Annotated in this window: 32 protein-coding genes; 19 read left to right on the top strand and 13 right to left on the bottom strand. The window is 71.2% G+C overall.

All coding sequences use genetic code 11. The features are described from left to right. Positions 1-131 precede the first annotated feature (131 nt). Complete coding sequence (locus tag AB0I89_RS07945; RefSeq protein WP_357121996.1) at positions 132-1,304, bottom strand: zinc-dependent alcohol dehydrogenase; 1,173 nt, start codon at positions 1,302-1,304, stop codon at positions 132-134. Positions 1,305-1,327: 23 nt separating this feature from the next. Further along, complete coding sequence (locus tag AB0I89_RS07940; RefSeq protein WP_357121993.1) at positions 1,328-2,278, bottom strand: SRPBCC family protein; 951 nt, start codon at positions 2,276-2,278, stop codon at positions 1,328-1,330. A gap of 238 nt (positions 2,279-2,516) precedes the next feature. Here AB0I89_RS07940 and AB0I89_RS07935 point away from each other — a divergent pair, with 238 nt between their 5' ends. Both AB0I89_RS07935 and AB0I89_RS07930 read left to right on the top strand, forming a co-directional pair. Beyond that, a complete protein-coding gene (locus tag AB0I89_RS07935) occupies positions 2,517-3,029 on the top strand; it encodes a hypothetical protein (protein ID WP_357121990.1) in 513 nt (170 codons plus the stop codon). A gap of 112 nt (positions 3,030-3,141) precedes the next feature. Further along, a complete protein-coding gene (locus AB0I89_RS07930; protein ID WP_357121987.1) occupies positions 3,142-4,158 on the top strand; it encodes a carboxypeptidase regulatory-like domain-containing protein in 1,017 nt (338 codons plus the stop codon). Here the strand turns inward: AB0I89_RS07930 and AB0I89_RS07925 are convergent. Continuing rightward, entirely contained in the window at positions 4,155-4,655 is a 501-nt protein-coding gene (locus AB0I89_RS07925) for a DUF6584 family protein (RefSeq protein WP_357121984.1), read from the bottom strand. The genes AB0I89_RS07930 and AB0I89_RS07925 overlap by 4 nt on opposite strands. A gap of 117 nt (positions 4,656-4,772) precedes the next feature. On the opposite strand from AB0I89_RS07925, the gene AB0I89_RS07920 reads away from it, so the two are divergent. Beyond that, the gene (locus AB0I89_RS07920; RefSeq protein ID WP_357121981.1) at positions 4,773-5,147 is read left to right on the top strand and encodes an SCP2 sterol-binding domain-containing protein; all 375 of its coding nucleotides are present in this window, start codon (positions 4,773-4,775) and stop codon (positions 5,145-5,147) included. 5 nt (positions 5,148-5,152) lie between these two features. Then, positions 5,153-7,195, top strand: coding sequence for a glycogen debranching N-terminal domain-containing protein (locus AB0I89_RS07915; protein ID WP_357122199.1), 2,043 nt, complete (start codon positions 5,153-5,155; stop codon positions 7,193-7,195). Here the strand turns inward: AB0I89_RS07915 and AB0I89_RS07910 are convergent. Next, a complete protein-coding gene (locus AB0I89_RS07910) occupies positions 7,192-7,908 on the bottom strand; it encodes a helix-turn-helix domain-containing protein (protein ID WP_357121978.1) in 717 nt (238 codons plus the stop codon). The two genes, AB0I89_RS07915 and AB0I89_RS07910, sit on opposite strands and share 4 nt — an antisense overlap. Positions 7,909-8,104: 196 nt before the next feature. Here AB0I89_RS07910 and AB0I89_RS07905 point away from each other — a divergent pair, with 196 nt between their 5' ends. The 3 genes from AB0I89_RS07905 to AB0I89_RS07895 all read left to right on the top strand — a co-directional run bounded on the left by AB0I89_RS07905 (position 8,105) and on the right by AB0I89_RS07895 (position 10,503). Beyond that, on the top strand, positions 8,105-8,806 hold the full coding sequence (locus AB0I89_RS07905) for a DUF4097 family beta strand repeat-containing protein (RefSeq protein WP_357121975.1): 702 nt from the start codon (positions 8,105-8,107) through the stop codon (positions 8,804-8,806). A gap of 27 nt (positions 8,807-8,833) precedes the next feature. Further along, a complete protein-coding gene (locus AB0I89_RS07900; protein ID WP_357121972.1) occupies positions 8,834-9,652 on the top strand; it encodes an alpha/beta fold hydrolase in 819 nt (272 codons plus the stop codon). A gap of 131 nt (positions 9,653-9,783) precedes the next feature. Beyond that, positions 9,784-10,503, top strand: coding sequence for a carbonic anhydrase (locus AB0I89_RS07895; RefSeq protein ID WP_357121969.1), 720 nt, complete (start codon positions 9,784-9,786; stop codon positions 10,501-10,503). A 43-nt stretch (positions 10,504-10,546) separates the two neighbouring features. Here the strand turns inward: AB0I89_RS07895 and AB0I89_RS07890 are convergent, their stop codons facing one another. Beyond that, positions 10,547-10,990, bottom strand: a complete 444-nt coding sequence (locus AB0I89_RS07890; protein WP_357121966.1) for a DUF5990 family protein — start codon at positions 10,988-10,990, stop codon at positions 10,547-10,549. A 161-nt stretch (positions 10,991-11,151) separates the two neighbouring features. Here AB0I89_RS07890 and AB0I89_RS07885 point away from each other — a divergent pair, with 161 nt between their 5' ends. Together AB0I89_RS07885 and AB0I89_RS07880 are read left to right on the top strand one after the other, a co-directional pair. Then, the gene (locus AB0I89_RS07885) at positions 11,152-11,718 is read left to right on the top strand and encodes a hypothetical protein (RefSeq protein ID WP_357121963.1); all 567 of its coding nucleotides are present in this window, start codon (positions 11,152-11,154) and stop codon (positions 11,716-11,718) included. Between the two features lie 23 nt (positions 11,719-11,741). Next, positions 11,742-12,836: a winged helix DNA-binding domain-containing protein gene (locus AB0I89_RS07880; RefSeq protein ID WP_357121960.1), complete on the top strand. Its 1,095-nt coding sequence runs from the start codon at positions 11,742-11,744 to the stop codon at positions 12,834-12,836. A gap of 32 nt (positions 12,837-12,868) precedes the next feature. Here the strand turns inward: AB0I89_RS07880 and AB0I89_RS07875 are convergent, their stop codons facing one another. Continuing rightward, positions 12,869-13,381: a hypothetical protein gene (locus AB0I89_RS07875; RefSeq protein ID WP_357121956.1), complete on the bottom strand. Its 513-nt coding sequence runs from the start codon at positions 13,379-13,381 to the stop codon at positions 12,869-12,871. A 310-nt stretch (positions 13,382-13,691) separates the two neighbouring features. On the opposite strand from AB0I89_RS07875, the gene AB0I89_RS07870 reads away from it, so the two are divergent. Beyond that, entirely contained in the window at positions 13,692-14,372 is a 681-nt protein-coding gene (locus tag AB0I89_RS07870) for a DUF4396 domain-containing protein (RefSeq protein WP_357121953.1), read from the top strand. 39 nt (positions 14,373-14,411) lie between these two features. Here the strand turns inward: AB0I89_RS07870 and AB0I89_RS07865 are convergent, their stop codons facing one another. Further along, the gene (locus AB0I89_RS07865; RefSeq protein ID WP_357121950.1) at positions 14,412-15,326 is read right to left on the bottom strand and encodes an SDR family NAD(P)-dependent oxidoreductase; all 915 of its coding nucleotides are present in this window, start codon (positions 15,324-15,326) and stop codon (positions 14,412-14,414) included. A gap of 100 nt (positions 15,327-15,426) precedes the next feature. Between AB0I89_RS07865 and AB0I89_RS07860 the strand changes: the two genes are divergently transcribed. From AB0I89_RS07860 to AB0I89_RS07850, 3 genes are all read left to right on the top strand, one after another. After that, complete coding sequence (locus tag AB0I89_RS07860) at positions 15,427-16,092, top strand: TetR family transcriptional regulator (protein WP_357121946.1); 666 nt, start codon at positions 15,427-15,429, stop codon at positions 16,090-16,092. An 83-nt stretch (positions 16,093-16,175) separates the two neighbouring features. Further along, on the top strand, positions 16,176-17,060 hold the full coding sequence (locus AB0I89_RS07855) for a S41 family peptidase (protein ID WP_357121943.1): 885 nt from the start codon (positions 16,176-16,178) through the stop codon (positions 17,058-17,060). 27 nt (positions 17,061-17,087) lie between these two features. Beyond that, positions 17,088-17,921 carry an alpha/beta hydrolase gene (locus AB0I89_RS07850; protein WP_357121940.1) on the top strand — a complete coding sequence of 278 codons (834 nt, stop codon included), beginning with the start codon at positions 17,088-17,090 and terminating at the stop codon, positions 17,919-17,921. Here AB0I89_RS07850 and AB0I89_RS07845 read toward each other — a convergent pair. Then, on the bottom strand, positions 17,899-18,567 hold the full coding sequence (locus AB0I89_RS07845; RefSeq protein WP_357121937.1) for a methyltransferase domain-containing protein: 669 nt from the start codon (positions 18,565-18,567) through the stop codon (positions 17,899-17,901). The genes AB0I89_RS07850 and AB0I89_RS07845 overlap by 23 nt on opposite strands. A 61-nt stretch (positions 18,568-18,628) precedes the next feature. Here AB0I89_RS07845 and AB0I89_RS07840 point away from each other — a divergent pair, with 61 nt between their 5' ends. Genes AB0I89_RS07840 through AB0I89_RS07825 form a run of 4 tightly spaced genes read left to right on the top strand, consistent with a single transcriptional unit; the run spans position 18,629 to position 20,451 of the window. Further along, a complete protein-coding gene (locus AB0I89_RS07840; RefSeq protein ID WP_357121934.1) occupies positions 18,629-19,336 on the top strand; it encodes a helix-turn-helix domain-containing protein in 708 nt (235 codons plus the stop codon). 46 nt (positions 19,337-19,382) lie between these two features. Beyond that, entirely contained in the window at positions 19,383-19,760 is a 378-nt protein-coding gene (locus tag AB0I89_RS07835) for a DUF2089 domain-containing protein (RefSeq protein WP_357121931.1), read from the top strand. A gap of 11 nt (positions 19,761-19,771) precedes the next feature. Further along, entirely contained in the window at positions 19,772-20,017 is a 246-nt protein-coding gene (locus tag AB0I89_RS07830) for a hypothetical protein (RefSeq protein WP_357121928.1), read from the top strand. Between the two features lie 11 nt (positions 20,018-20,028). Continuing rightward, the gene (locus AB0I89_RS07825; RefSeq protein ID WP_357121925.1) at positions 20,029-20,451 is read left to right on the top strand and encodes a hypothetical protein; all 423 of its coding nucleotides are present in this window, start codon (positions 20,029-20,031) and stop codon (positions 20,449-20,451) included. A gap of 374 nt (positions 20,452-20,825) precedes the next feature. Here the strand turns inward: AB0I89_RS07825 and AB0I89_RS07820 are convergent, their stop codons facing one another. Then, positions 20,826-21,173: a GlsB/YeaQ/YmgE family stress response membrane protein gene (locus AB0I89_RS07820; protein WP_357121922.1), complete on the bottom strand. Its 348-nt coding sequence runs from the start codon at positions 21,171-21,173 to the stop codon at positions 20,826-20,828. Positions 21,174-21,284: 111 nt separating this feature from the next. On the opposite strand from AB0I89_RS07820, the gene AB0I89_RS07815 reads away from it, so the two are divergent. Next, complete coding sequence (locus AB0I89_RS07815) at positions 21,285-21,938, top strand: hypothetical protein (protein ID WP_357121919.1); 654 nt, start codon at positions 21,285-21,287, stop codon at positions 21,936-21,938. A 27-nt stretch (positions 21,939-21,965) separates the two neighbouring features. Here the strand turns inward: AB0I89_RS07815 and AB0I89_RS07810 are convergent, their stop codons facing one another. Both AB0I89_RS07810 and AB0I89_RS07805 read right to left on the bottom strand, forming a co-directional pair. After that, positions 21,966-22,331 (bottom strand): VOC family protein, encoded by a 366-nt coding sequence (locus tag AB0I89_RS07810; RefSeq protein WP_357121916.1) that lies wholly within the window; start codon positions 22,329-22,331, stop codon positions 21,966-21,968. A gap of 135 nt (positions 22,332-22,466) precedes the next feature. Beyond that, positions 22,467-23,003 carry a TetR/AcrR family transcriptional regulator gene (locus AB0I89_RS07805; protein ID WP_357121913.1) on the bottom strand — a complete coding sequence of 179 codons (537 nt, stop codon included), beginning with the start codon at positions 23,001-23,003 and terminating at the stop codon, positions 22,467-22,469. 72 nt (positions 23,004-23,075) lie between these two features. Between AB0I89_RS07805 and AB0I89_RS07800 the strand changes: the two genes are divergently transcribed. Then, on the top strand, positions 23,076-24,122 hold the full coding sequence (locus AB0I89_RS07800; RefSeq protein WP_357121910.1) for an aldo/keto reductase: 1,047 nt from the start codon (positions 23,076-23,078) through the stop codon (positions 24,120-24,122). A gap of 41 nt (positions 24,123-24,163) precedes the next feature. Here AB0I89_RS07800 and AB0I89_RS07795 read toward each other — a convergent pair whose 3' ends face one another. Continuing rightward, the gene (locus AB0I89_RS07795) at positions 24,164-25,066 is read right to left on the bottom strand and encodes a hypothetical protein (protein WP_357121907.1); all 903 of its coding nucleotides are present in this window, start codon (positions 25,064-25,066) and stop codon (positions 24,164-24,166) included. Further along, on the bottom strand, positions 25,063-25,464 hold the full coding sequence (locus AB0I89_RS07790; protein WP_357121904.1) for a hypothetical protein: 402 nt from the start codon (positions 25,462-25,464) through the stop codon (positions 25,063-25,065). Before AB0I89_RS07790 ends, AB0I89_RS07795 begins: the two co-directional genes overlap by 4 nt. Positions 25,465-25,520: the final 56 nt, after the last annotated feature.

Genomic DNA, 25,520 nt, shown 5'->3' with positions numbered 1-25,520 from the left:
GGCGTTCCCGAGCCCACGGACCACAAACGCGCCACCCCCCTCGCGCCGATCTTGCGGTTTCGGTCGTCGACATGGGGTGGTATGCCCCTTGTGTCGCCGCAGAAAGTGCAAGATCGCGGGAGCTGGGGCGGTCAGACCTTGAGGAGCACCTTGGTGCAGTCGTCCTGCTTCTTCTGGAAGATCTTGTAGCCCTTGGGGGCGTCGCGCAGCGGCATGCGGTGGCTGACGATGAAGCTCGGGTCGATCTCGCCGCGTTGGATGCGCTCCAGCAGGGGGCGGGTGTAGCGCTGCACGTGACACTGGCCGGTCCGCATGATGAGTGACCGGTTCATGAACGCGCCCATCGGGAACTTGTCGACGAAGCCGCCGTACGCGCCGATGACCGACACCACTCCCCCGGATCGGCAGGCCAGGATCGCCTCCCGCAGGGCGAACGGCCGTTCCGTCTCGGTCCGGGTGGCCTGCTTGGCCCGGTCGTACGCGTACATCGCGGAGTTGGCGTGGTGGCCCTCCAGACCGACCGCGTCGATGCACGCGTCGGGGCCCCGACCGGCGGTCATCTCGTTGAGGGTGTCCAGCACGTCGACGTCCTCGTAGTTGATCGTCTCGGCGTCGGCGTGCTCGGCGGCGAGACGCAGCCGGTAGGGGAACCGGTCGATGACGATCACCCGCTCCGCGCCGAGCAGCCGGGCGCTGGCCGCGGCGAGTAGCCCCACCGGCCCCGCGCCCCAGATCGCGATGACCTGCCCGGGTTTGATGTCGCACATCTCGGCGCCCATGTAGCCGGTCGGAAAGACGTCGGCGAGCAGGACGGCCTGGTCGTCCGGGATCTCGTCGGGCACCTTGAGCGGGCCGACGTCGGCGAACGGCACCCGCGCGTACTCGGCCTGGCCGCCCGCGTACCCGCCCAGCAGGTGGGAGTAGCCAAAGATGCCGGCCGGTGAGTGGCCCATGACCTTCTCGGCGATGCCGGCGTTGGGGTTGGAGTTCTCGCACACCGAGTAGAGGCCACGCTGGCAGGAGGAGCAGTGCCCGCAGGCGATCGGGAACGGCACCACCACCCGGTCGCCGGGCTTGAGATTGCGGACCTGCGGCCCGACCTCCACCACCTCCCCCATGAACTCGTGGCCGAGGATGTCGCCCTTGCGCATCGCGGGGATGTAGCCGTGGTAGAGGTGCAGGTCGGAGCCGCAGATCGCGGTGGTGCTGACCCGCACGATGGCGTCCCGGGCGTTCATGATCGTCGGCTCGGGTACGTCGATCACCCTGACGGTGTCGGCGCCCATCCAGGCGGTGGCCTTCATTGCTTCGCCCCTTCGAGAAACGGTCAGCGCCGGGTCGGCGGCAGCGGCTGCGCGGGTCGCTGCATCGCCTGCTGGCGTACGGAGATGCCGTTCGGGCTGCCCTCGGAGCGGACCACCTCGCCGGCCTCCAGTACCTGCTTGAATCGGCGCAGGTCGTCACGGACCTGCTGCTCGGGCTCCTCGCCGAAGAGCTTCGCCACGGCCCGGCCGAGCGCGCCCGCCGGTGGCGCGTAGCGCAGTTGCACCCGGACCTCGGTGCCGCGGTCGCCCGGGCCGGGTACGAACGCGACCCGACCGGCGTTCGCCACCCGACTGCCGGGCAGCGACCGCCAGGTGATCGACCTGTTCGGCTGATCGTCGATGATCTCGGCGTCCCATTCGACGCGGCGACCGGCCGGTCCACGGGCGACCCAGTGCGAGAGGCGCAGGTCGTCGGCGCGTACCGACTCCAGGTGCGCCATGAACCGGGGCAGGTTCTCCACGTCACGCCAGAACCGGTACGCCTCGGCGGGTGACCGGTTGACCGTCACCGCGATCTCCATCCGGATCATCCGCTCCCGGGCCCGGCGGGCACGACCGGCGGCGATCGCGGTGGCGACGTCCAGGGCGGTGATGCCGGCGATCGCGGCCGTGGTCAGGGCCAGGCGGCGGCGACGCTCCCCCCGCCGGTCGACCATGGCCCGGCCCAGCAGCGTCAGGTCCAGGGCGTCACCAACGACCCGGGTCCACGCCCAACCGGCCGGGCGGCGGCCGGTGAGCAGACCGACCGCGTGGATCACCTCCCGCGTTCCGACGGCGGGGATCACGGCCCGCGCGGCGGGTGAGTCGTCGACGCCGGTCAGGCGGGCCAGGGTCCGGGGCGCGGCCAGCGCGCCCACGCCCAGGGCCAGGCTCAGCAGACCCAGCGCCCGCGTCGCCGCGGTCGGCACCGGGCCGTCCAGCTCCGGCAGGAGCATGTTGTCGACCCGGTCCATGAGCCGGTCCCCTTCGGTCGGCGCGAGCGCCGGCGGCCACCGACGCGGGCGGCCGTGAGCCGCCACCGTGACGCTATGCGCTGGATCCTCCCTACGCGCCCGAATTGAGGGAGAACGCCGATCAGACCTTGTTGATGATCACCGCTATCTTGTAGTCATGAAAATGGATGGGGCATACGAGGTTCGGCAGAGCCGCATCCTGACCGGGCTCACGCTGGCGCTGTACAGCGCTCTGCCGATGACCGCCGTGGTGATCGGCCTACAGGACCTGTCCGAGCGCTACATGTTCGTCATCATTGGGCTGGGGTTCGAGGCGACCATGCTCGCCCTGATGCGGGGCCGCGTCGGCCGCGCGGTCCGGCAGGAGTTGCTCTTCGCCGTTGACGAACAGGGCGTCTACCTGGGCCCGGACGAGTACGGCCGGCCCGCGACGCGCGAACCGTGGTCCCAGATCGACTTCATCGTCCACTTCACGGGCCGCATCTGGAAGACCAGCACCCGGCCAAATCCGAACCGTAACGTCGGTATCGCCCGTGGCGGCAGGATCATCACTTCCCGGGCAACGGGCGGTTGGCGCTTCAGCGCCAGGCGAGCCGCCGCGGCCGCCGACCGGTTCGGCGGGGGAAAGCCGGTCCTCAAGGGACCGTACTTCGATCAGGTGCCGCGCGAGTGGTTCCACACCCTCACCCTGCCGCCCACATGGCTCGCCGCCCACGCCAGACCTGGCGGCGTGTCCGGAACACCACGCTGATCAACCGGCATCACGTCACCTTCAGTCAGCATCACGACATTGACCGATTTGGATCAGCAACGCTCCGTTACCGTCGGCGCACCCCCGTTCCGTCGCCGCGAGGAGCACGCCCGTGAGCCCCACCCTCCTGCGCAAGCTGACCACCACCATCGCCATCGCGCTGCTCGTCGTGGAGGCCGCCGCGCCCGCTGGCGCGCGTACCCCCCGGCAGGTGTCGCCCGCGCCCGGCGGCGTTCGCGCCGTCGTGCGGGACGCGGCCACCGGCGCGCCGGTGCCCCGCGCCTGCGCCGCGCTCGTGCCCATCGACGCCGCGGCGCTGACGGCGGTCACCCTCGGGGAGGACCAGCTCGGCCGGTACGGCGGCTGCGCCGACGAGCAGGGCAGCCTGGTGACCGGTGACGTCGCACCCGGGGACTACCGGTTGCTCGTGCGGCCCTACGACACGACCCGGCACGGCTGGCAGTGGGTCGGCCGGCACGGCGGCACCGGTGAGCGCGAGCGCGCGTCCGTCATCCGGGTCCGGGCCGGCACGGTGACCAACGCGCCCGACATCCGGCTCGATCCGCCCGGCACGGTCGTCGGAGTGGTGACCGACGCGGCGACCGGCGCCCCGGTCCCGCGAGCGCTGGTGATGGTGGTGCCGTACGTGCCGGACCCCAAGTACGACGACCACGGGCCCACAACCGATGAGAACGGCCGCTACACGATCACGGGCCTCGGGCCGTACGAGTGGCCGGTGCAGTTCGCCGCGGGTGGGTACGCCACCGTCTGGTCCGGCGGGGTGGGCAGCCGGGCGCAGGCGCGAAAGGTCCGGGTCCGCGCCGCGCGGACGACGACCCTGGACCAGGCGCTGCCCGCCGGCACCCCGGTCAGCGGGGCGGTACGCGTCGACGAGTTGCTCACCTACGCCCAGGTGCTTGCCTTCGACGCCAGCACCGGAGACCTTGCCGGCGTGGCGGACGTGGGGAGCGGGTACGCCCTGCGCCTGCTCCCCGGGCAGCGGGTGAAGCTGCGCTGCGACTGCGCGTACGCCCCGCCGGTGTGGCACCGCGACGCGGCCGGCTTCGACGCCGCGACTCCCCTGCGGGTCGGGCGAACGCCGGTCGTGGTCGACTTCGACCTCGACTAGAACACCCACCGGAGCACGGTGGCCAGGCCGACCACGCACAGCGCCACCAGCACCACGCCGATCACCGCCGCCACCAGGCAGCCCAACCCGTCCCGCCACGAACTCGGCTCATCGGGACGTGGCCCCTCATCGGTCCAGGTGACGGGCCCGTACCGGCCGGCCTGCTCCAGCAGTCGCGCGAAGCGCGGGCCCGCCACCGGCCCGAGTCTGGCGCTGGGGTCGGCGGTCACCCGCAACGCCCGCAGCCGCCGCCAGGCGTTCCCGTAGGCCTGCTCGAACGCGGCGACCTCCCGCGCGTCGGCGTCCTCGCCGAGGAAGCCCCATCGCCCCGCCTCGGCCACGTTGCCCACCTGCCGGTAGAGCGCGGCACGCCGCGCCCGCACCGCCAGGTCGTCGGGGTACGCGGCGGTCAGGCTCGCCAGGCGTTGCATCGCGGGGTGCACGTGCCCGCGCTCCAGATCCGCCGCCACCCTCGCCAGCACCTGTTCCTTCGCCACGGCGGACATTCTGAGCGGTGCGCCTGCCACGCCGACAGCTCATTTCCGTCGGTCGGGCGTTAGCAACGGGCCGCAGCGGGTAGCCGTCGTCCGCTCTTTCTCGGGCCGGGAGGTGGGATGACGACGGCGACCAGCGACTTCTTCGAGCGGCTGGCCGCCGCGTGCCGCGATCCGCGGTTCAGCAAGGTGTGCGGAAGTGTGCGCTTCGACATCGCCGACGGGGACGACCTGGAGCAGTGGCTCCTGGTCATCGACCACGGCAAGCTAGAGGTGTCGCAGAGCGGGGACCCGGCCGACACCGTCATCAGGGTGCCGGCACAGGTGGCGGAGTCGATGGCGCGCGGCGAGGTGAACGGGCTGGCGGCGATCGAGCGCGGCGAGATCCTGGTCGACGGCGACCTCGCCCTGGCGTTGCGCATCGGGCGACTGTTTCCCCGCGCGGCCGAGGGTGGCGCGGGAGCCGACCAGCCGACGGCGACCAGCGCGCCGTGAGGGACATCCCGGGCACGGTGTCGTGCATCGACGGCAACACCTTCATCGTGTCGGACGCCAGTGGAGACGTGGAGTCGTCGCCCGCAACGCCGGTGGGGCTGTTCGCCAACGACACGCGCTATCTGTCCCGCTGGGTGCTCACTGTGAACGGCGAGCGGTTGGCCGCCCTGTCGGTGGACGACAGCCAGTACTACGAGGTCACGTTCTTCGTGGTGCCGGGCGGGGCCGTCGACTACGTGGAGGCGGACGTGTCCGCGATCCGGCGGCGACGCATCGGCCCGGACCTCACCGAGACGCTGACGATCTTCAACTACGGCCAGGGAGTGGTGGACCTCGACGTGCGACTGGAGGTCGAGGCCGACTTCGCCGACATCTTCGAGATCAAGTTCGATATCCAGGACAAGGCGGGCAGCTACTACACCGACGTCGAGCCGAACGAGTTGCGGGTCGGTTATCGACGCGGGACGTACCGGCGTGAGGTCGTCGTGTCGACGAGCGAGTCGGCCACCATCGACGCGCGCGGCCTGCGGTACGCGGTACGGCTGCGGCCCGGGGAGCAGTGGGACACCCGGTTGCGGGTGGTCATGCGGGCGCTGCGACCGGACGGCGTCGACCTGCGCGCCGCCCTGCGCGCGCTACGCCCGGACGAGTCGACACTGCCGGACAGCGTGCGCGAGTGGGTGGCGCAGGCGCCGACGCTGGACACCGAGAGCGCCACCCTCCAACAGGTCTACCACCGCAGCCTGGTGGACCTCGCGGCGCTGCGGTTCGCGCCGCTGTCACTCGGCGGAGCTGCCGTACCCGCGGCCGGGCTCCCCTGGTTCATGACCCTGTTCGGCCGCGACAGCCTGCTGACCTGCCTACAGACCCTGCCCGTCACGCCGTCGCTGACCCCGCCGACACTGCGGATCCTCGCCTCGCTCCAGGGCGCCCGGACCGACGACGTGCTGGAGGAGGATCCCGGCCGGATCCTGCACGAGCTGCGCTACGGGGAGTCGGCCGCGTTCGAGGAGCAGCCACACTCCCCCTACTACGGCACCGTCGACGCGTCGCCCCTGTTCGTGGTGCTGCTCGACGAGTACGAGCGGTGGAGCGGCGACACCGCGTTGGTGATGGAGTTGGAGCAGGAGGCTCGCGCGGCCCTGGACTGGATCGACGCGTACGCGGACCTGACGTCGACCGGCTACGTCTGGTACCAGCGGCGCAACCGGGCCACCGGCCTGGACAACCAGTGTTGGAAGGACTCCTGGGACAGCATCTCCTACGCCGACGGCCGGCTGCCCGGGTTCCCGAGGGCGACGTGTGAGGTCCAGGGGTACGCCTACGACGCCAAGCTCCGTGGCGCGCGGCTGGCGCGTACGTTCTGGGGCGACCGCGACTACGCCGAGCGGCTGGAACGCGAGGCGGCGGCGTTGTACGAGCGCTTCAACCGGGACTTCTGGCTCGAGGACCGCGGCTACTACGCCCTCGCGCTCGACCACGACGGCACTCCCGTGGACAGCCTCTCCTCGAACATCGGCCACCTGCTGTGGAGCGGCATCGTGGCGCCCGACCGGGCCGCGCGGGTCGTCGAGCACCTGATGGGTCCGGCGCTCTTCTCCGGCTGGGGCGTGCGGACCTTCGCCTCCGGGCAGAGCCGCTACAACCCGCTCGGCTACCACAACGGCACCGTCTGGCCGTTCGACAACTCGTTCATCGCGTGGGGCCTGCGCCGTTACGGGTTCCTCAGCGAGGCGGGCCGCATCGCCGAGGGCATCCTGTCGGCCGCGACCTACTTCCAGGGGCGGCTGCCCGAGGCGTTCGGGGGCTTCGACCGCAGCACCACCCGGTACCCGGTCCGGTATCCCACCGCCGGCAGCCCGCAGGCGTGGTCCAGCGGAGCGCCGATGCTGCTGCTGCGCACCCTGCTCGGCCTCGACCCGCACGAGGAACACCTGGCCGTCAATCCCGCGCTGCCGTCCGCCTTCGACCGGATCGCGCTGCTGGACATTCCCGGACGCTGGGGGCTCGTCGACGCGTACGCCCGGCACCGCCCGGACCGGAACTAGTTCACCGCCCGCGTGTGCAGGACGGCACGGGCCTGTTCGGCGGCGCGGGTGATGCTCTCGCTGATGAAGTCGAGGAAGCGGGCGATGTTCTCCAGGCGGGCGGCGGCCGGGGTGCCGGGGCCGAGGACGGCGACGCCCTCACGTGCTGTCGCGATGAGTTGGTCGTTGGCGCGGGCGCTGGCCATCGTCGCCTGGTAGAAGAGTTCGGTGTCGATGACGTAGCGGTCGCGGCGGCGCTCGTCGCGCTCGCGGCGGACGAGACTCTGACTCTCCAGGAAGCTGATGGCCTTGGAGATGGACGCCGGGCTGACGTGCAGACGCTGGGCCAGCTCCGCCGCGGTGAGGCTGCCCGTGTCGGTGGTGAACAGGCAGGTCAGTACCCGGGCTCCCATCTTGTTCAGACCCGTGGCCATGAGGACGGTGGTGAACACCTCCTCGTACTCGGCGACGGCCTCGGCGTCGCGGCCGTGCGGCTGCGGGATCGCCTCGGCGGTCCGGGTGGCGGACGGCACGCGGCGGCGGGCGCGGCGTTCGGTGGCGCGGTGGGCCAGCTCGGCCCGGTAGGCGTTCGGGCCGCCGTTGCGCAGCACCTCGCGGGTGATCGTCGAGGTCGGACGGTCGAGGCGTCGGGCGATCTCGGCGTACGGGAGGCTGTCGGCCAGCCCGGACGCGATCTGCTGACGGTCCTGCTGGGTGAGTCTGCCTCCCGGCACGGTGATCTCCTCGGTGGTCGTCCTCAACGGCATTGCCACCATAGCGTTCACCGCCAGTCGATTGCAATGGCGGTAACGCCGGCCGTTGCTTTAGCGGCAGATCGGTTGCAACGTTTATAACGCTCTGAGCTGCTTTTACTGCTCATCTACGCAACAAGGCTGTTGCCACTAACTAGAAAGCAACGTAGCGTTTCCAATGTCAGAAACACCGGAGAGAGCATCGGAGAACGCCGTGCAGAGCTTCGCCACCCCCGCCCCCATCGCCGCCGTCCTGGACATCCCGGCCGGGCGCGTCCAACTCATCGCCGCCGACCGCACCGACACCACCGTCGAGGTCCGGCCCGCCGACGCCGGCCGCAGCCGCGACACCCGGGCCGCCGAGCAGACCACCATCGCGTACGCCGACGGCGTCCTGCGGGTCACGACCGCGTCCCCCGACAACCAGCTCCTGGGCCCCGCCGGCTCGGTGGAGGTCACCGTCCAACTGCCCGCCGACTCCCGCGTCGAGATCAGGGCCGCCAGCGCCGAGCTGCGCGGCGTCGGACGCCTCGGTGACGTCACCGTGGACGGCGCGTACCGCCACATCAAGGTCGACGAGGCGGCGAGCATGCGCCTCACCGCCGTCGACGGCACCGTCGAGGTCGGTCAGCTCAACGGCCCCGCCGAGATCAGCACCACGCGGGGCGACATCCGCGTCGCGCAGGCAACGCGAGGTCGGCTCGTGCTGCGTACCCAGTCCGGCGACATCTCGGTCGCCGCCGCCAGCGGCGTCTCGGCCGCCCTGGACGCCGGCACCGGCCACGGGCGCATCAGCAACGACCTGGTCAACCACGGCAGCGCCGACCTCGACATCCACGCCACCACCTCGCACGGCGACATCACCGCCCGCAGCCTCTGAACCCCAACCCCCTCAAGGAGTACGACAATGACGACGAACACCCCCTCCTCGACCAGTTCGCCGTGGACCGGCATGGTGCCGGTCGACGACACCGCCCTGGCCGTCACCGACACCGGCGGCGCGGGCGTCCCCGTGGTCTTCCTCAACGGCCAGTTCGCCACCCAGGGGTACTGGCGCAACGTCATCACCGACCTGGGTACCCGATGGCGGCACATCACCTACGACGAGCGGGCCCGCGGCAGAAAGTCGGGACGCTCGGCGGACTACTCCTTCGAGGCGGCCGTCCGGGACGTCGACGCCGTTCTCGCCGCCCGAGGCGTCCAGCGGGCGGTGCTCGTCGGCTGGTCGTACGGGGCCGTCGTCGGCGCCCACTGGGCCCACCGCAACCCGGACCGCACGATCGGCGCGGTACTGGTCGACGGCGCGTTCCCGCACGACTGGCTCGACGACGCCATGGAGCTGCGGATCCGCAAGCTGTTCCGGCGCCTGGGCTGGTTCACGCCGCTGCTGCGGCCGACCGGCCTGACCCCGCGCATGAGCGCCGCCCAGCAGGCGGAGAGCAACATCGAGCTGGGCCGGCTCTCCCGGGAACGCGAACTGGGTCCGGTGCTGGACGGCATCACCGTCCCGGTGCGGTACGTGGTCGCCTCGGGAACGTCCCTCGGCAGCAAGGGTGACGAGCAGGAACGCATCCGCGCCAGCCTCGACGCGGTGACCACGCGCAACCCGAACATCCGAGTCCACGCGAAGGTCGCCAGCAACCACGGCGCGATCCTCAAGAAGGACTTCGCGGCCGTCGCCCAGGCCGTACGCGAGGTCGCCGCCCTCGACAGCGAGCACCGCTGATACACCGAACCCCGGTCCCCCCGGCCGCCGCGCGCGACCGGGTGGCCGGGGCGGCGGCGGGGAACCGGCGCACCACTGTGGATGATCGCCTGGTAGGAAGAAGGCAACCGCCTCACCCTCGGGAGATCACTGTGCCTCGTACCCCGCTGTCTCGCCGTTCCCTGCTGGCCGCCGGCGGCGCGACGGCCGTCGCGCTCGGCGCGGCCGTCGCCGGTCCGTCCGCGGCGAGCGCCGCCGCCGCGCCGCCGGCCGACGACACCGTTGCCACGCCGGCCGAGGCGCTGCGTCGGCTGCTCGCCGGCAACCACCGCTTCACCAGCGGTCACGGTCGGCACCCGCACCAGGGCCTCGACGACCTGCACCGCCTCGCCGCCGGCCAGCACCCGTTCGCTGTCACGGTCGGCTGCGCCGACTCCCGGGTCGCGCCCGAGGTGCTGTTCGACCAGGGGCTCGGTGACCTGTTCGACAACCGGGTGGCCGGCAACATCGTCGACGACCTGCTGCTGGGCAGCGTCGAGTTCGCCGTGGAGGAGTTCGGCAGCCTGCTGATCGTCGTCCTCGGGCACGAACGCTGCGGCGCGATCACGGCCACCATCGACGCCATCCACACCGGCGGCACCGCTCCCGGACACATCGGCGCCATCGTCGACAGCCTCCGCCCGGTGGTCGAGCCGGTGCTGGACCAGCCCGGCGACCCGGTGGAGAACGCCGTCCGCGCCAACATCGCCGCCCAGGTTCGGGCACTGTCGGCGCGCAGCCCGATCATCGCCGAGAAGGTGCGTCAGGGCGCGCTGCGGGTCGTGGGCGCCCGCTACGACCTGGACAACGGACGGGTCTCCCTGGTCGCCTGACGGCTTGTCTTCCCGGTCGTCCGTCCGGTACGGGCGGCCGGGGCTATTCCAGCGTCCAGCCGATGGCGGGCGGGTGGACCCGGGCGCATACCGGCCCGCCGGCCGCGTCCGTCAGCCCCAGTCTGCTCACCAGCAACCCCCCGCTCTCGTGCGCGGCGCGCAGCAGGTCGGTCGGGATGTCGGTGAACATCAGCTTCGCCCGCCGGAACATCGCGAACCCGTCATCGATCACCGTGCCCCAGCTCAGGTAGAGAAAACGCCCTCCGGGTCGTCCATGCACGAACGGCCCGCCGACGTCCAGCACCCCGTCGATCTCCCGGCTGGACACCGCTACGTTCCAGACCGCCCGTGCCGCGTCGACCCGTACGCGATCGACCACCTCGCTCTTGCGCTGGATGCCGACGTGCACGTTGCCGAGCCGCAGCGCGTCGGCCTCCGCGCCCGCGCGCCGGCCCGGCAGGTCACTGCCCTCGATCCGGATCCGCACCCCACCAACTCTAGTTTCTCGGCGTCGACCGCCCGATGGTCGACGCTCGGCGAGGCCCTCATCACCAGCCGACCCCGTGTGGGCGTGCGAATCACCGACGATCGCTCGGTAAGTCCGTAGTGTCCGTAATAGTGATCTGCCGTCGGTGAGGAGTTCTGATCATGCGTCGACGCCTGGCCGCGCTGCTGTCCGTACCATTGCTCGCCCTTCCCGCTGCCTGCGCCGCCGCATCGACGACGCCAGAGTCGCCGCCGGCCACCGGTACGCCCGCACCGGCGCAGTCCTACTGGGCGGGCCAGGACGAGTTGATGGCCGCCGCCGACACCGTGGAGGACTACGCCGCCCGGAACTGGCCACACGCCTACACCTCGGTCAGCCTCGACCTACCCGGACGGGTGCTACTGGTCCACCGCGTTCCCACCGCCGACTTCGACGCCAAGATACGCCCGCTGGTGCGCGGGGTGAGCGTGCGCTTCGTCGACTCCGCATACTCCGGGCGGACGCTGGACGGTTGGTTCGAACGAGTCCAGGCGGACATCGACGACTGGCGGCGCCGTGGCGTCACGATCCATTCCCTGTTCTGGAATGGTGAGGGCTCGATCGACCGGTGCCTGACCGTGGAGGTGGGGAACCCACGGCACGACGCAACCCTCCTCACCACGCACTACGCGGACATGTCCATCTGCGTGCGCCAAGGCGGGCCGGCTGTGCCGCTCACCGCTGACTGACCGCTCGCGGCTAGGGTGCGTTCATGGTCGATCGGCGGCAGGTGATGACGTTCCGCGTCCGCGCGCAGCAGCTGGACCGGGATGAGGGCGGCTCGCTGGCCGACACCGCCGTCCTGGACATCGGCGTGCAGAACACCGGACCGGACGGCGCCCGCTGGGCTCTCGCCGTCCGTGGCGTCGACGTGACCGCGCTGTCCGACGCCGACGTGGTCCTGCTGTGGACCGTACGGGGCGCTCCGCACCTCTACCGCCGGGCCGACGTCGGGCAGGTGGTGGCCGCGGTCGAGCCGTTCTCCGACGCTGACGCGGGCAAGCGCATCTACGACGCCTCGAAGCCGTTGAAGGCCGCCGGCATCGGCAACCTCGCCGCCCTCGACGAGGTGGCCGCCGGCATGCGGACGATCGTCACCGCGCCAACGGTCAAGGGCGACGTCTCCGGCCGCCTGGCCACCATGCTGCCCGAGCCGTACCTGCGGTTCTGCCGGCCGTGCGACGCCACCCACCTGTACGAGATGCCGTTCCGGCTCGCCGCCGCGCGGGCCGGTCTCGAGTTGCAGCTCGACACCTCACCTCCGGTCCTGCGGCGCATCACCGGCTTCCGCCGGGTGTCCGCCCCGGGCGACCGGTTCGACCTCGTCCGCGCGTACCTCCGGCTGCTCGGCCCCGCCACTCCGAAGCAGGTCGCCGACTATCTCGACGCGCCGGTCAAGGACGTGAAGGCACGCTGGCCCGACGACGTGGTCGACGTGACGGTCGACGGCGAGACGCGCTCGCTGCTGGCCGCCGACGAGGAGGCGCTGACGTCGGCCGAGGTGAGCGCGACCCGCCTACTCGGCCCGTTCGACCTGTTCCTGCAGGCCAAGGACCGGGCGACACTCGCGCCCGACGCCGCCCACGCGAAGGAGTTGTGGCCGGTGCTGGGTCGCCCCGGCGCGGTGCTGGTCGACGGCGAGATCGTCGGCACCTGGCGTCCCCGCAAGTCCGGCAAGACGTTCACGGTCGCGGTCCAACCCTGGCGCAGACTGTCCGCCGGCACGCGCGACGCCATCACCGCGCAGGCCGAACGCCTCGCCACGCACCGCTGCGCCACGCTCACCGACGTCGACTTCGCCGACTGACAACCCGAGCCGGACGGCACTCGGCGGCACCGTCAGCGCGGCGCCCGGGTACGCCGGTAGTAGGACCACCCGGCCAACGGCAACGCGATCGCCCAGGCCAGGAGCAGCGGAAGGCCGATGAGGACACCCGTCGGGGTGAAGATGTCCTGCGCGCTGGATTCGGAGAGGTCGGCGGCGAACTGCCAGGGCAGGGTCGCCGCATAGCCGATCATCAGGGCGGATCCCAGCACCGTCGGCGTGAGCGGCACCCACGGCGGCACGCGGTGGCCGCGAAGCCACGGCACCCACCGGGGAAACGTACGCCCCCAGTCGCTGATCAGGCCGAGCGCCAGCACTCCCCCGAGCCCGGCGAGGACGCACAGCAGGCCCAGGTAGAACGCGCCGGCCGGCAGGCCCAGGAACCCGTCGACCGGGTGGTCCCCGACGCCGGGCCCGCGACCGTGGTACCACTCCTCGAACGGTTCGGCGTATGCGAACAGCGGGATGCCGAGGATCCAGGGAACGTGCAGTGGGATGAAGCCCAGAACGGGCGCGATCCACGCCACGTGACCTGCTCGGCGTGCCCACGGCGGCGGCTTCGATGCTTCAGCGCTCTGGTTCACGGTCGTCACTCCGTATCGATGCGGTGGTTTCCTCCGGTCCCACGCTGCGCTGTCGGCGTGCCCGGCGGATCCCCGCGCAGAGGGAGCGGGGTCCCCCGTGCCCGGGGGGCGCGGCCCGCACGACGAACGCCCCGATCCACTGATGCGGACGGGTGCGAGCTGGGAGACTGTGAGCTGCCGTCGGCATCAGTTGACCCCCCTGCACGTTCGGCCGCGCCGAGCGCCGAGGCGCCGGATGGAAAAGGGGGCGAGGATGCAGCCGACCTGGCTCTCGACGCTCTCCTGGATCTCACTCGCGGTCGGTGTCGTCAGCTTCGTGATCGTCCTCGTCGACACGTACCTCTACGGGCACCGTCAGCCGGTCAGGGTCATGGAGATCGTCTGGCTGGTCACCGTCCTGTACATCGGCCCGGTGGCCGTCCGCCTCTACTGGACCTGGGGTAGACCCGAGGCGCTCGCGCCGTCGCCGCGCAAGGATCGGTCTCGACGGCCCCACCGGGGCACCATCGTGACCCAGGTGTCCCGTTGTGGCGCGCACTGCGCCCTCGGCTTCGTCGTCGCCGAGGTCGCCCTGTACGGATTCGATCTCCCCCGGAGCCCGCTGTGGATCGGCTACGCGGGCGACTATCTGATGGCGGTGACGATCGCCGTCCTCTTCCGGCTCTTCGAGAGCCCCCGTCGCAGCCTCGCGGAGGTCTGGCGCGCGCTGGCGACCGTCGTGAAGGTGGAACTGGTGACCATCACCGCGTTCGAGGTGGCGTTGTTCGGGTGGCTGACGCTGGCGCACCACATGGTCTTTCCGGAGCCACCCCTGCGGCTCGACAGCCCCACGTTCTGGTTCGCCGGCCAGATCGGGATGATCGCCGGCTTCGTCACGGCCTGGCCTGCCGCCTCCTGGCAGATCGGCCGACGATTGAGCGTCGCGGCACGCTGACGTCGTCGGAGCACGGGTAGCGGGGCTGGTGCGGCACGGTCACACCTCGGCGGCCGTCTGGCCGACCGGGAACCGCACGCCGGTGAGGTCCTCCGAGACGGCCCAGAGGCGCTGCTGCACGGTCAGGTCGTAGGACTCGGGGCTGGACGTGACCAGCTTCGGGTGGCCGCGCGTCTCGCCCAGGCCGTCGGGGCCGTAGTACTGCCCGCCGAGGACGGACGGGTCGGTGGCGGCACGCAGGGTGGGCAGCGCGCCTGCCGCAGCGGGCTGGGTGACCACCGGGGCGAGCAGGGTGATCGGCGCGCGGACGAGCGCCGGGGAGTTGCGGACCAGTTCGGTGTCGGAGACGCCGGGGTGCGCGGCCACCGCGACGGTGGTGCCGTGCGGGGCGAGCCGGCGCTGCAACTCGTAGGTGAACATCAGGTTGGCGAGCTTCGACTGGCCGTAGGCGGCGACGCGGCCGTACGACCGCTCCCACTGCAGGTCGTCGAAGTGGATCGCGGCGCGGATCCGGTGGCCGACGCTGCTGACCGTGACCACCCGGGAGCCGGGCACCGGCAGCAGCAGGTCGAGCAGCAGGCCGGTGAACGCGAAGTGACCCAGGTGGTTGGTGCCGAACTGCATCTCGAAGCCGTCGCGGGTGGTCTGCTTCGGCGTGTACATGACGCCGGCGTTGTTGATCAGCAGGTCGATCCGCGGGTGGGTGGCGTGCAGTCCGGCCGCGGCGGCGCGCACCGACTCCAGCGAGGTCAGATCCAGTTCCTGTACGGAGACGTCGCCACTCATCCGGGCGGCGGCGCGCTTGCCCTTCCCGGTGTCGCGTACGGCCAGCACGACCGAAGCCCCGCGTTCGGCGAGGAGCCGGGCGGTCTCGAAGCCCAGGCCGGTGTTGGCGCCGGTGACCACGGCCACCCGGCCGTCCTGGCGCGGAATCTGCTGCTCGGTCCACTTCATCTCAGGCTCCTAAGGTACCGCCGGTAAGTTATGCTCGAAACGCTAATGTACCGCCGGTACGCTGTCAAGAGACCGGCGGTACCTAAGTTAGGGTTGACGCATGACGTTCCAGCGGGCGCGCAGCGAGGAGCAGCGCGCGGCCCGTCGCCAGGCAATCCTGGAGACGACCTCGGCGATGCTCGACGAGATGCCGGTGGCCGACGTGACCCTCAACGAGCTGAGCCGGCGGGTCGGCCTGGCCAAGACGGCGGTGCTGCGCTATTTCGAGTCCCGCGAGGCGGTGCTGCTCGACCTCCTCGACGACCGGACGACGACCTGGCTGGCCGAGCTGGAGCAGGAGTTGACCCGGGGCGTCGAGCCGGACCGATCCGCGTCGGAGCGGGCCGAGCAGGTGGCCGACGTGCTCAGCCGGTCGCTGGCCGCCGAGACGGTGCTCTGTGATCTCTTCGGCGCGCAGGGCGGAGTGCTCGAACACAACGTCTCGGTCGAGGCGGCCCGCCGGCACAAGCGGGCCTCGCTGGTCAACCTCGCGGCGATGGCCGGCCTCATCCGCCGGCACCTGCCCGAGGTCGGCGACCGCACCGACCTGTTCTGCCTTCAGGTCCTCATCGTGGCCGGCGCGTTCTCCGCCTACAGCACGCCACCGCCGAGCCTGCTCGCCGTCTACGAGTCCGAGCCGACGCTCGCGGTCTACCACATCGACCCGCAGACAGCCCTGCGCATCGCGATCATCACGCAGCTCGTGGGCGTCCTGCCGCGCGCCTGACTCCGACCCACCCCGGCCGTTCCGGGCTGAGCCTCGCGATATTCGGTGGCCCTGGGGCTTCGTCCGGTCTATCGTGGCCCGCCGTGCTGTCAAACGAAGAGATCATCGGACGGGCCCTGGATCGGATCGAGGCCGGGTACGTCTTTCCGGCGAAGGTCGCGGACATCGACGCCACGATCCGGCGTCGTCTCGCGGCGGGCGAGTACGACGACCTGGACGGGCCAGCGCTCTGCGAGACGGTGACCGCCCACCTTCAGCAGGCGTGCCCGGACAGGCATCTGCGGCTGCTGTGGTCGGACCAGCCACAGTCGCTGGATCCAGCGGACGAGGACGGGGGCAAGGCGGCGTTCCTCGCGCTGCTCCGGACGGAGAACCAGGGCGTCCGCCGGGTCGAGCAGGTGGACGGCAAGGTCGGGCTCATCGACCTGCGGCGCATCGCGTACGCCGACGCGGGGGCCAGCGTGATCGGCGCGGCCATGCAACTGGTCGCCCTCAGCTCGGCGCTCATCCTGGACCTGCGCGCGTGCTCCGGCGGAGCGCCGGAGGGAGCCGCGATGTGGTGCAGCTACTTCTTCCGCGACGACCAGGTGCACCTCAACGACTTCTACGAGCGTTCCACCGGCGCCACCCGCCAGTTCTGGACCGCCGCGCACCTTCCCGCGCCGCGCTACCTGGACCGCCCGGTCTTCGTGCTCACCAGCGCGACGACGTTCTCCGGGGGCGAGGACGTCGCGTACACCCTCCAGGCGCACGGTCGAGCCGTCGTCGTCGGTGAGACGACACGGGGCGGCGCCCATCCGACGGCCCGCCACGCGGTCACCGAACATATCCTGGTGACCGTTCCGACCGCCCGGACCATCAACAGCGTCACCGGGACCAACTGGGAGGGCGTCGGAGTGGTCCCCGACGTACCCGTGCCGGCCGACCAGGCGCTCGACACGGCGCTCAAGGCCATCGCGGACGCCTAGGGCATGCGGCCGAGACCGGATGCCGTCATGCCGGGGACCTGTCTGACGTCCTCGACCTCGTACCGGGCCACCGACGGCAGTGAGCTGCCCCTGTTGGTCTTCGAGCCGGGTGACGGCACACCGCCGCGCGCTGGCGTCGTCCTGTTCCACGGCGGCGCCCTGCGCGGCGGATCACCCCACGGGCTCGCGCCGCACTGCCGGGCGCTGGCGTCGCGGGGAATCCTCGCGGTGTCGGCCGGGTACCGGCTGCTCGGTCTCGGCGCGACCAGCATCGACGACTGCCTCGCCGACGTGCGGCGCGCGGTCGCGCAGTTCGGCCGACTGGCGGCGTCGCGCGGGCTCGCTGCGTCGCAGCTGGCCTCGGGTGGCAGCTCGGCCGGCGCGCACCTGGCGATGCTGGCGGCCCTGACGCCGTCCCGCGCGGCACCGGAGCCCGGCGTCGCGGCCGTGGTGGCCCTCAACCCGGCGGGACTCAACCTGGGCGTCCGCACGGCCGACGCGCAGCGCCGCCTGGAACGGCAGGTTGGCCTCGACGCGGGCAGGTTGATTGAGTATTCGCTGATCGAGCGGGTCCGGCCGGGCAATCCGCCGACGCAGATCCACCACGGCACCCGCGACGAGGTCGAGCCGATCGACTGCGCGCGGCGCTTCCGCGACGCGATGGCGCGCGCCGGCAACGAGTGCGCCCTCCTCGAGTACGAGGACGCCGAGCACGGATTCCACTACCCCGGCGACGGCGGGCACTTCGACGACGTCATCGACGCCACGGCGCTGTTCCTCCTCGGCCGCCCGGGAAGGAGGAACACCGCGCACGGCGGCTCCGCGGGATCGGAGGTCGCTAGGCGTCGCGGCGCAGTGTGAACCAGAAGGTCGGCACCGCGTTGGTGCCCGGTGTGACGTCGACAAGTGCCCAGCCGGGGAACCTGGCGCGGACTTCGTCCGCGGTGACGCCGGCCGCCCACGACGCGATCTCGGTGGTCGGATTGTCGAGTGGCTCGGGGCCGTACCCGAACATCAGCAACAGTGCCCCGGGAGCGGCGCGGTGGGTGAGCCCGGCAGCGTAGGCGTCGCGGCGATGCAGTGGAATTCCGCAGTAGCAGCTCAGGTCGAAGAACAGGTCGAAGGGGCCCGGCACGTCCAGCTCGTCGAGGCGGGTGGCGTCTCCGTGCCGCACCCGTACCGCCACTCCCGCCGCCGCGACCTTCTCCCTGGCCAGGTCGACGGCGCTGTCGATCAGATCCACGGCGGCCACCTCCCAGTCGTGCCGCGCGAGGTAGACGGCGTTGGTCCCCGTGCCGCAGCCGAGTTCGAGGGCCCTACCGGGCGGCAGCGCGTTGCGCCCCTCCACCAGGTCGACCAACTCGGGCGGTGTCACGCCGGTGTCCCATGGCGGCCTGCCGGCGCGGTAGTAGCTCTCCAGTGCGCGGTGAACCGCTTCCTCCTCCTGGTCCCGCTGCGGGGAGGCCGGGGCGGGGGCCGACCCCTGGGCGGCGTTGGGCTGCGTCATCGTCTCCTCCAAGAATTTAGAGTTAAACTCTAGTGACATACTCTGAAGATAGGCTCGCATCATGAACACGGTCAAGAGGCCGGACAAGCGAGCCGAGCGCTCGCACCGCACCCGCCAGAAGGTCATCGACGCGGCTCGCGAGCTGTTCGTCGCGCAGGGGTACGGGGCGACGAGCCTGCAGGAGGTGGCGGATCGTGCGGGGGTGGCCGTCCAGACGGTCTACTTCGTCTTCCGTAACAAGCGCACCCTGTTCAAGGACGTCGTCGACACGTCCATCGCCGGGGACACCGAGCCGGTCGCCACCATGGACCGGGAGTGGTTTCGCGCCGCGTGCGCCGAGCCCACCGCAGCCGGGCAGTTACGCGCACACGTGCACGGCACCGGCGAGATCCTGGGCCGGGTCGCCCCGATCATGCCGCTCATCGCGGCTGCCGCAGCCACCGACCCGGAGATCGCCGCACAGTGGACGGATGGCCCCGACCCGCGTTACACGGTGCAGTACGCAGCGGCCGAAGCCCTCATGGGCAAGCCCGACGCCCGCCCCGGCCTCTCCGTCGACATGGCGGCTGACCTGCTGTTCGGCCTGCTCAGCCCGCAGCTCTACCTGATCTTCGTCCGCGACCGCGAGTGGTCACCGGAGGCGTGGGAAGAGTGGGCCCGCACCGCCCTGACCACCCAACTCTGCGCCGACCCCGACCGACCAGCCGCCGAGCGCGCGCGGTGGTCGTGGCCAGACCGGCCGGAGTGCCCTCGTACTCAAGAAAATTAAGGTTTACCTCTTGGAAGTTGAGGATTCTTAAGCTACAACTTTAAGTATGACAGAGCAGGCGATGGACTGGCAGGAACTGACCAGCCTGACGCGAGGCCAGCCGTTCGTCATCGAGCGCGTGCGCCTGGCGAGCAACGGCGTCGCGATCGAGGGCGCGTTCGAGCTACCGCAACTGGCCCAGCTCAACGTCGAGGACCAGGTCTTCGTCACGGCGTTCGTGCGCTGCCACGGTTCGATCAAGGAGATGGAACGCATCTTCGGGGTGAGCTATCCGACGATCAAGTCACGGCTCAACCGGATCACGCAGATGCTCGACTTCGTCGAGACCGATCCCGCGCCGTCCCGGGCCGACATCATCGACCGGTTGCGCCGCGGTGAGATCACGGCACAGCAGGCGTTGGCCGAGCTGGACGGCCGCTCATGATGCCCCAACTGGTGACCGTCCGGGTCAATCGCCCCGCCCGCCGACCCGTCCGTTTCTGGGTTCCGGTGCTCCCCGTGGTGCTCGTACTCCTGCCGGTTCTGGTCCTGGTCGTCCTCGCGGCGATCGTGGCCTGCCTCGTGTTCCGCATCCGGGTGATGCGGGCGCTCGGCGCCGGATGGCGCGTCGTCTCCGCGCTGCCCGGCGCCCGCTTCGACATCGAGCAGGGCCACTCGGCCGTGCTCGTGGCCATTCGATAGGAGAGGTTCGCATGACCGAACAACGCAAGGACATCCTCGACATGCTTGCCGCCGGCAAGATCACGGCCGAGGAGGCGGAGCAGCTCATCGCCGCCCTCGAACGGGACCAGGCACCGGCGGTGGCGGGTGCCGACGCCCGGCCCAAGGGGAAGGTGAAGTACCTGCGGGTGGTGGTGGATGCCACCGACAACGGCGAGCCGTCGCGGGTCAACGTGCGGGTGCCGCTGCAACTGCTGCGGGCCGGCGTGCGGCTGGCGGCGCTGGTGCCGCCGCAGGCCCTGGTCAAGGCCAACGCCTCGCTCAGCGACTCGGGTGTGCCGATCGACCTGACGCAGCTCAAGCCCGAGCAGTTGGAGGCGCTCGTCGAACACCTCGACGACGTGACCGTGGAGGTGGACTCCCCCGATGCCACCGTGCGGGTCTTCTGCGAATAGCCGCCGTCCGACGGGACGGCCCCTCGAGAGGGTGCTGCAACACCCTCCCGAGGCTGCGCCCGCCGCAGCGGAGCGCAGGTGAAGTGCCAACCTGAAGTCTAGCCACTCCTCCACGACCAGCGAAGGGACCACTCGGGCGAGTGGTCCCTTCGCCGCATCCCGCCGCTGCGCGCCCGCCCGTCCGCTTGCCGATCCGCCCACTCGCACGCCAAGATCCGCGCAACTTCCCTGTTACTGCTGCCTCCGCCACCCGGGAGACAGCAACATCCCTGATGTTGTGCGGATCTTGGGAGCGGATCAGCGTGGCGGAGGCACGCTGATCCGCGAGCGGGGACTCGCCGACCTGGTCAGCCCGCCCGGCGGAAGGATCGCGATCACGACTCGCGCTTGGCCTTGCTGCGCCGGGGCCGCCGACGAGGGGTTTCGCCGCCGCCGGCAAGCCGGGTGAAGGTCAGCATGTTCGCCAGCGCCACGGCGACGATCGCGAGGCCGACCTGGATCGCGAGCACGATCCAGTCCCAGCGCAGCACCCACACCTTCACGCCGGCGTCGTCGTCGACGTGCAGGGCCCGGGCGACCACGGTGCCCAGCACCGCCGAGCCGACGCCGAGAACGAACGTGGCGAAGATGCCGATCCGCTGCCGCCCCGGCAGGATGAGCCGGCCGAGCAGGCCGACGAGTGCGCCGATGAGCACCGCGCCGAGATAACCGGTTACCAACATTGCTGTCTCTCCCCTTCCAGCAGTGTCGGAATACATGCCCGGATCTCACGTTCGCGGAAACCCGACCCCCGATACGCTGACGGGCCTTTCACCCCTTTGCGAAGGACGTACATGGCCCGCCCCTACCGCCCCGGACCGAAGCAGTTCGTCTTCACCGCCGGTGACGGCACCACGCACCAGGTCTCGGTGAGCGACCCGCAGGAGGCCTACGTGGCGTTCTCCGCGTTCTTCCGGGGCCGCGAGTCCGCCACGTACACGATCAGGGACGAGCCAGCGCGGCAGACTTTGGTGCTCATGCCCCACCTGGGAGTGATCTCCCGGATCGAGGAGGCGGACCCGCCCCGGTCGGCACACCTGCGGATCGATCGGGCCAACCGTTACCTCCCGAGCGCGATGCTGTTCTTCGAGAACGGCTATCGCGGCCTCGACCACTTCGGCCAGTGGTTCGCCGACCTCGCCGACCTCGACGCGGCACCGGAGGACCGCGGGGCCGCGCGCGCCGCCACGATCACGACGGAGGCGGCGGCGCTCGCAGAGGTCGCCCGGATCTGGGCGGACTCGGGCTACGTCGACCCCAGCGACAGGTACTACGTCTTCTTCGACGGGCACGACATCGACGACGACCGCGCCGAGCGGGCTGCTCTGCTGCCGCTGATCGAATTCCTCGGCCTCGAACGGGTCGATACCCCGGCCGAGGCCGCCGGGGGCGAGGTCTGGGTACGCACCGACCCACGCCTGGTCGCCGAGTGTGCCCGCTGGTCGTGAACAGTCAGCCCGACCAGCATCGGCAGGTCAGCGGCGTAGGCAGAAGGGATGGCCGGCCGGGTCACGCAGGACGCGATAACGGTCCGGCGCGAACTGCTGCTCTTCCTTGACCGCGCCGAGTTCGATCGCGCGCGCCTCAGCGTCGTCGAGGCTGTCGGGGTCATCGGCGGCCAAGTCGAAGTGGATCTGCTGCGACCGCTCACCCGAGGGCCAGGTCGGTGGCTGGTAGCCGTCGACGCGAACGGCGCCGAGCAGCAGCGGCCCCGCCTTGACCGCACAGAAGTCCGGTGTCTGGACCGCGACCTCACCGTCGAGCATGGCGGCCCAGAAGCGGGCCAGGTCGGCCGGGTCGGGGCAGTCCAGGTTGATCGCGGCGATGTGAGCTACCGGCATGGCTCCTCCAGAGGGCGGGACGCTGATCGACTCTAGCACCCAAAATGACGGTTCACTCTTTTTACTCGGCCATCTCATCGGGCCGCCGCCCGACGCCGGGACGAACGCTCGCGGGCCGGCAGCGATCGGGCCCGCCTAGTCGTTGATGATCGCCATCAACGCCGCGGCATAGGGCGCGGGGTCCACGTCGCCGCGGACCGCCAGTTGCAGGCTATAGCTGACCGACAGGGCCACGAAGGCTTCGGCGATTTGTCCCGCCCGTGGGCGCTGGCGGTCCGGCACCAGCTCGGCGATCGCGGCCCGCATGGCCGAGAGCTGTCGTTGCACAACGGCCGCCAGCAGCGGCGACACCGCCGCCTCGGCGTAGATCTGGGCAACCAGCCGGGCGTGGTGGGTGTCCCGGGCCTGGGTACGCACGTACTCGAGGAAACCCCCCACCGCCTCGGCGGTGAGCGCCCTCGGCAGCGCGTCGGTCCCCTGTTCGCAGACCGCGACGACGATCTCGTCCTTGCTCGTGAAGTACCGGTAGATGGCTCCGTTCGAGAGCCCGGACTCGGCGACAATGTCGGCCATCGACGTGTGGGCGAAGCCGTGGCTGGCGAACCGGGCGCGGGCGGCGTCCACGATCTGCTGGCGGCGAGAGTCGAGATGGGCTTGACTGACCCTGGGCATAAAGAGTGACCCCTCGTTTTTCTTGCTACTGTCGAGAGCGTACCTCCTTGCACCGCAACTCAGGAGCCCACCATGCGCTACCAGACCTTCGGCCGTCTGACCGGACTGCGCGTGTCGCAGTACGCGCTCGGGACGGCGAACTTCAGCACCTCGGACGCCGGCGCCGGCCCGGAGGCCTCGCGACAGATCTTCGGGGCCTTCGTCGAGGCCGGCGGCACCACGTTCGACACCTCCAACCTCTACCGGGACGGGGAGGCCGAGACCGTGCTGGGCGGGCTGCTCGGGCGTCAACGGGACGACTTCGTGATCATCACCAAGTACAGCGGGAGCAGGCAGGCCCCGCCGCGCCCCGGCACGACCGGCAACAGTCGCAAGATCATGGTTCGGTCTCTCGACGCGAGTCTGCGCCGTCTGAACACCGACTACGTCGACATCTTCATGCCGCACTTCCCCGACGGTGTCACGCCGATCGAGGAGATCCTGGCCGGGTTCGACGACCTGATCCGCTCCGGCAAGATCCTGCACGGCGCGCTGTCCAACTTCCCCGCCTGGCGGGTCGCCGGTGCCGCGGTCCACACCGACCTGCGCGGCCTGGCCCCCCTGGTCGGCATACAGACCGAATACAGCCTGGCCGAGCGATCCGCCGACCGGGAGCTGCTGCCGATGGCGCAGGCCCACGGCCTGGGCGCGATCCTCTATTCCCCGCTGGCCGGCGGCCTGCTGACCGGCAAGTACCGGCAGGGCGCGCAGGGCCGGCTGACCGCCCGGGGCGACGCGGTCGAGGGCACGGCGCAGCGCACCGCCGTCGTCGACGCCGTACTCGCGATCGCCGAGGAACTCGGTGTGAGCGCGGGCCAGGTCTCCCTGGCCTGGCTGCGTCGCCGGGCGGCACTGGCCTCCACGGCCATGATCCCGATCGTCGGCCCGCGCACCCCGACCCAGTTGGAGGAATACCTGAAGTCTCTCGACCTCGACCTCAGCGACCAGCACTACCGGCGTCTGGACGACGTCAGCGCCATCCGGCCCGGCGCCCCGCACGAGGATGTCGCGGCCGCGCTGGATCAGGGCGTCGACGGCGACCGCACCCTGCTCGACCGTCCTGTCGTTCCCGCCATCTGATGCCGGAAGTTCGTCGCGGCGAACTGCGCGTGACCCGGAATTCACCGGTCCTTGCGCAGCAGGAGGGTCACCGCCTCGCCGTCGGCCGTGCCGAAGGCGCCGTCGGTGGGGTGGCCCAGCGCGGCGCCGAGGGTGCGTACGTGCAGGTCGACCACCGCCTCCACCAGGTCGGCCAGCACGGATACCGCACCCCGGCCCCGTCGCCAGCCCACCACGCACAGACCGAGGCCGACGACCGCCGCGGGCCACCACAGCAGGCCGAGCGCCAGGTACAGCAGCCCCCAGCCCACCCGTCGGGCGGCGGCGGCGAAGTCGGCCTGCGCGAGGGCGAGCGGCCCCCGGGTGTCCTCGGGCAGCAGCAACCACAGCCGGGGCCACGCGGCGGCCAGGTCCAGGCCGTAGCCGGCCCGCACCCGTACCGCCGTGGCCTGCATCCGGTCACCGATCCAGGTCGGCCGGTCCGGCTCGGTCAATGCGATCCGGTCGCAGGCGCGGGCGAGCGCCTGGGTGTCCGGCAGCGGTCCGGCGGCGTCGGCGGGCGACCGCAACCGGCGTGCCTTGTCCCGCAGGGCGTTCTCGTACCGGTCCATGGCGGCGTTCCACCGGCGTCGCCGCCGGCGGGTCACGGCATCGCCGACCCGACCCCAGTCCTGCGTCCACAGGGCCACGACCAGGCGTTCCAGACTCTGGGCGGCCATCGCGGCGACGACACCGCCCAGCACGACACCGAGCACGATCAGCAGCGCGGACCCGGTGCTGCGCGTGGGTGACCCGAGGGCGAGCCGGTCCACCTCCCGCCGCAGCAGCGCCAGGTCCCACCAGTGGGCGTGGCCGAGCCGCAGCGCCACGGCGGCCATCGCCACGAACACCACACCGGGCAGCGCCAGTGCGGCGAGCCACCGCTCCGCCAGCTTGCCGCCGAGCGAGGCGATGAGCGCGTTCACCGGTCCATCCGGAACGCCGGCAGCGGGCAGTCCCACACGGCGCAGCGCGGCGGCGGGCCGCCGTCCGGCCGAGGTATCTCGACCCTGTCGCACAGGTCGGCGGGGCACACCTGGACCACCTCCGGGCGGCGGCCGCGGATGCCGGCCAGCGGCAGGTAGCGGTCTCCCCGGACGGTCGTGTCGCCACCGACCAGCCCCGCGAGGCGCATCAACTCGGTCACCTCGGCCAGCACCGCGTCCACGCCCTGGTCGGACAGCGAGCGGTCACGCAGCCGCGTCAGCGCGCGGGTCGGCTCCGGGCCGAGCAGGTCGCCCACCTGCGCGATGTCCGCGCAGATCCGGGCCAGCCGGGTCGCCCGGTCGTCGTCGAGTCGCCTGTCCGGAACCGATTGACTCATCGGCTGATTATCCCCTGTCGATGTGGCGTCCGGCTGGCAGGCTGGGGAGCGACCGC

The sequence above is a fragment of the Micromonospora sp. NPDC049801 genome (assembly GCF_040656575.1).
GTDB lineage: Bacteria > Actinomycetota > Actinomycetes > Mycobacteriales > Micromonosporaceae > Micromonospora.
The sequence above is the reverse complement of the archived record's forward strand: the minus strand, read 5'-3'. Positions and strand labels throughout refer to the sequence as shown.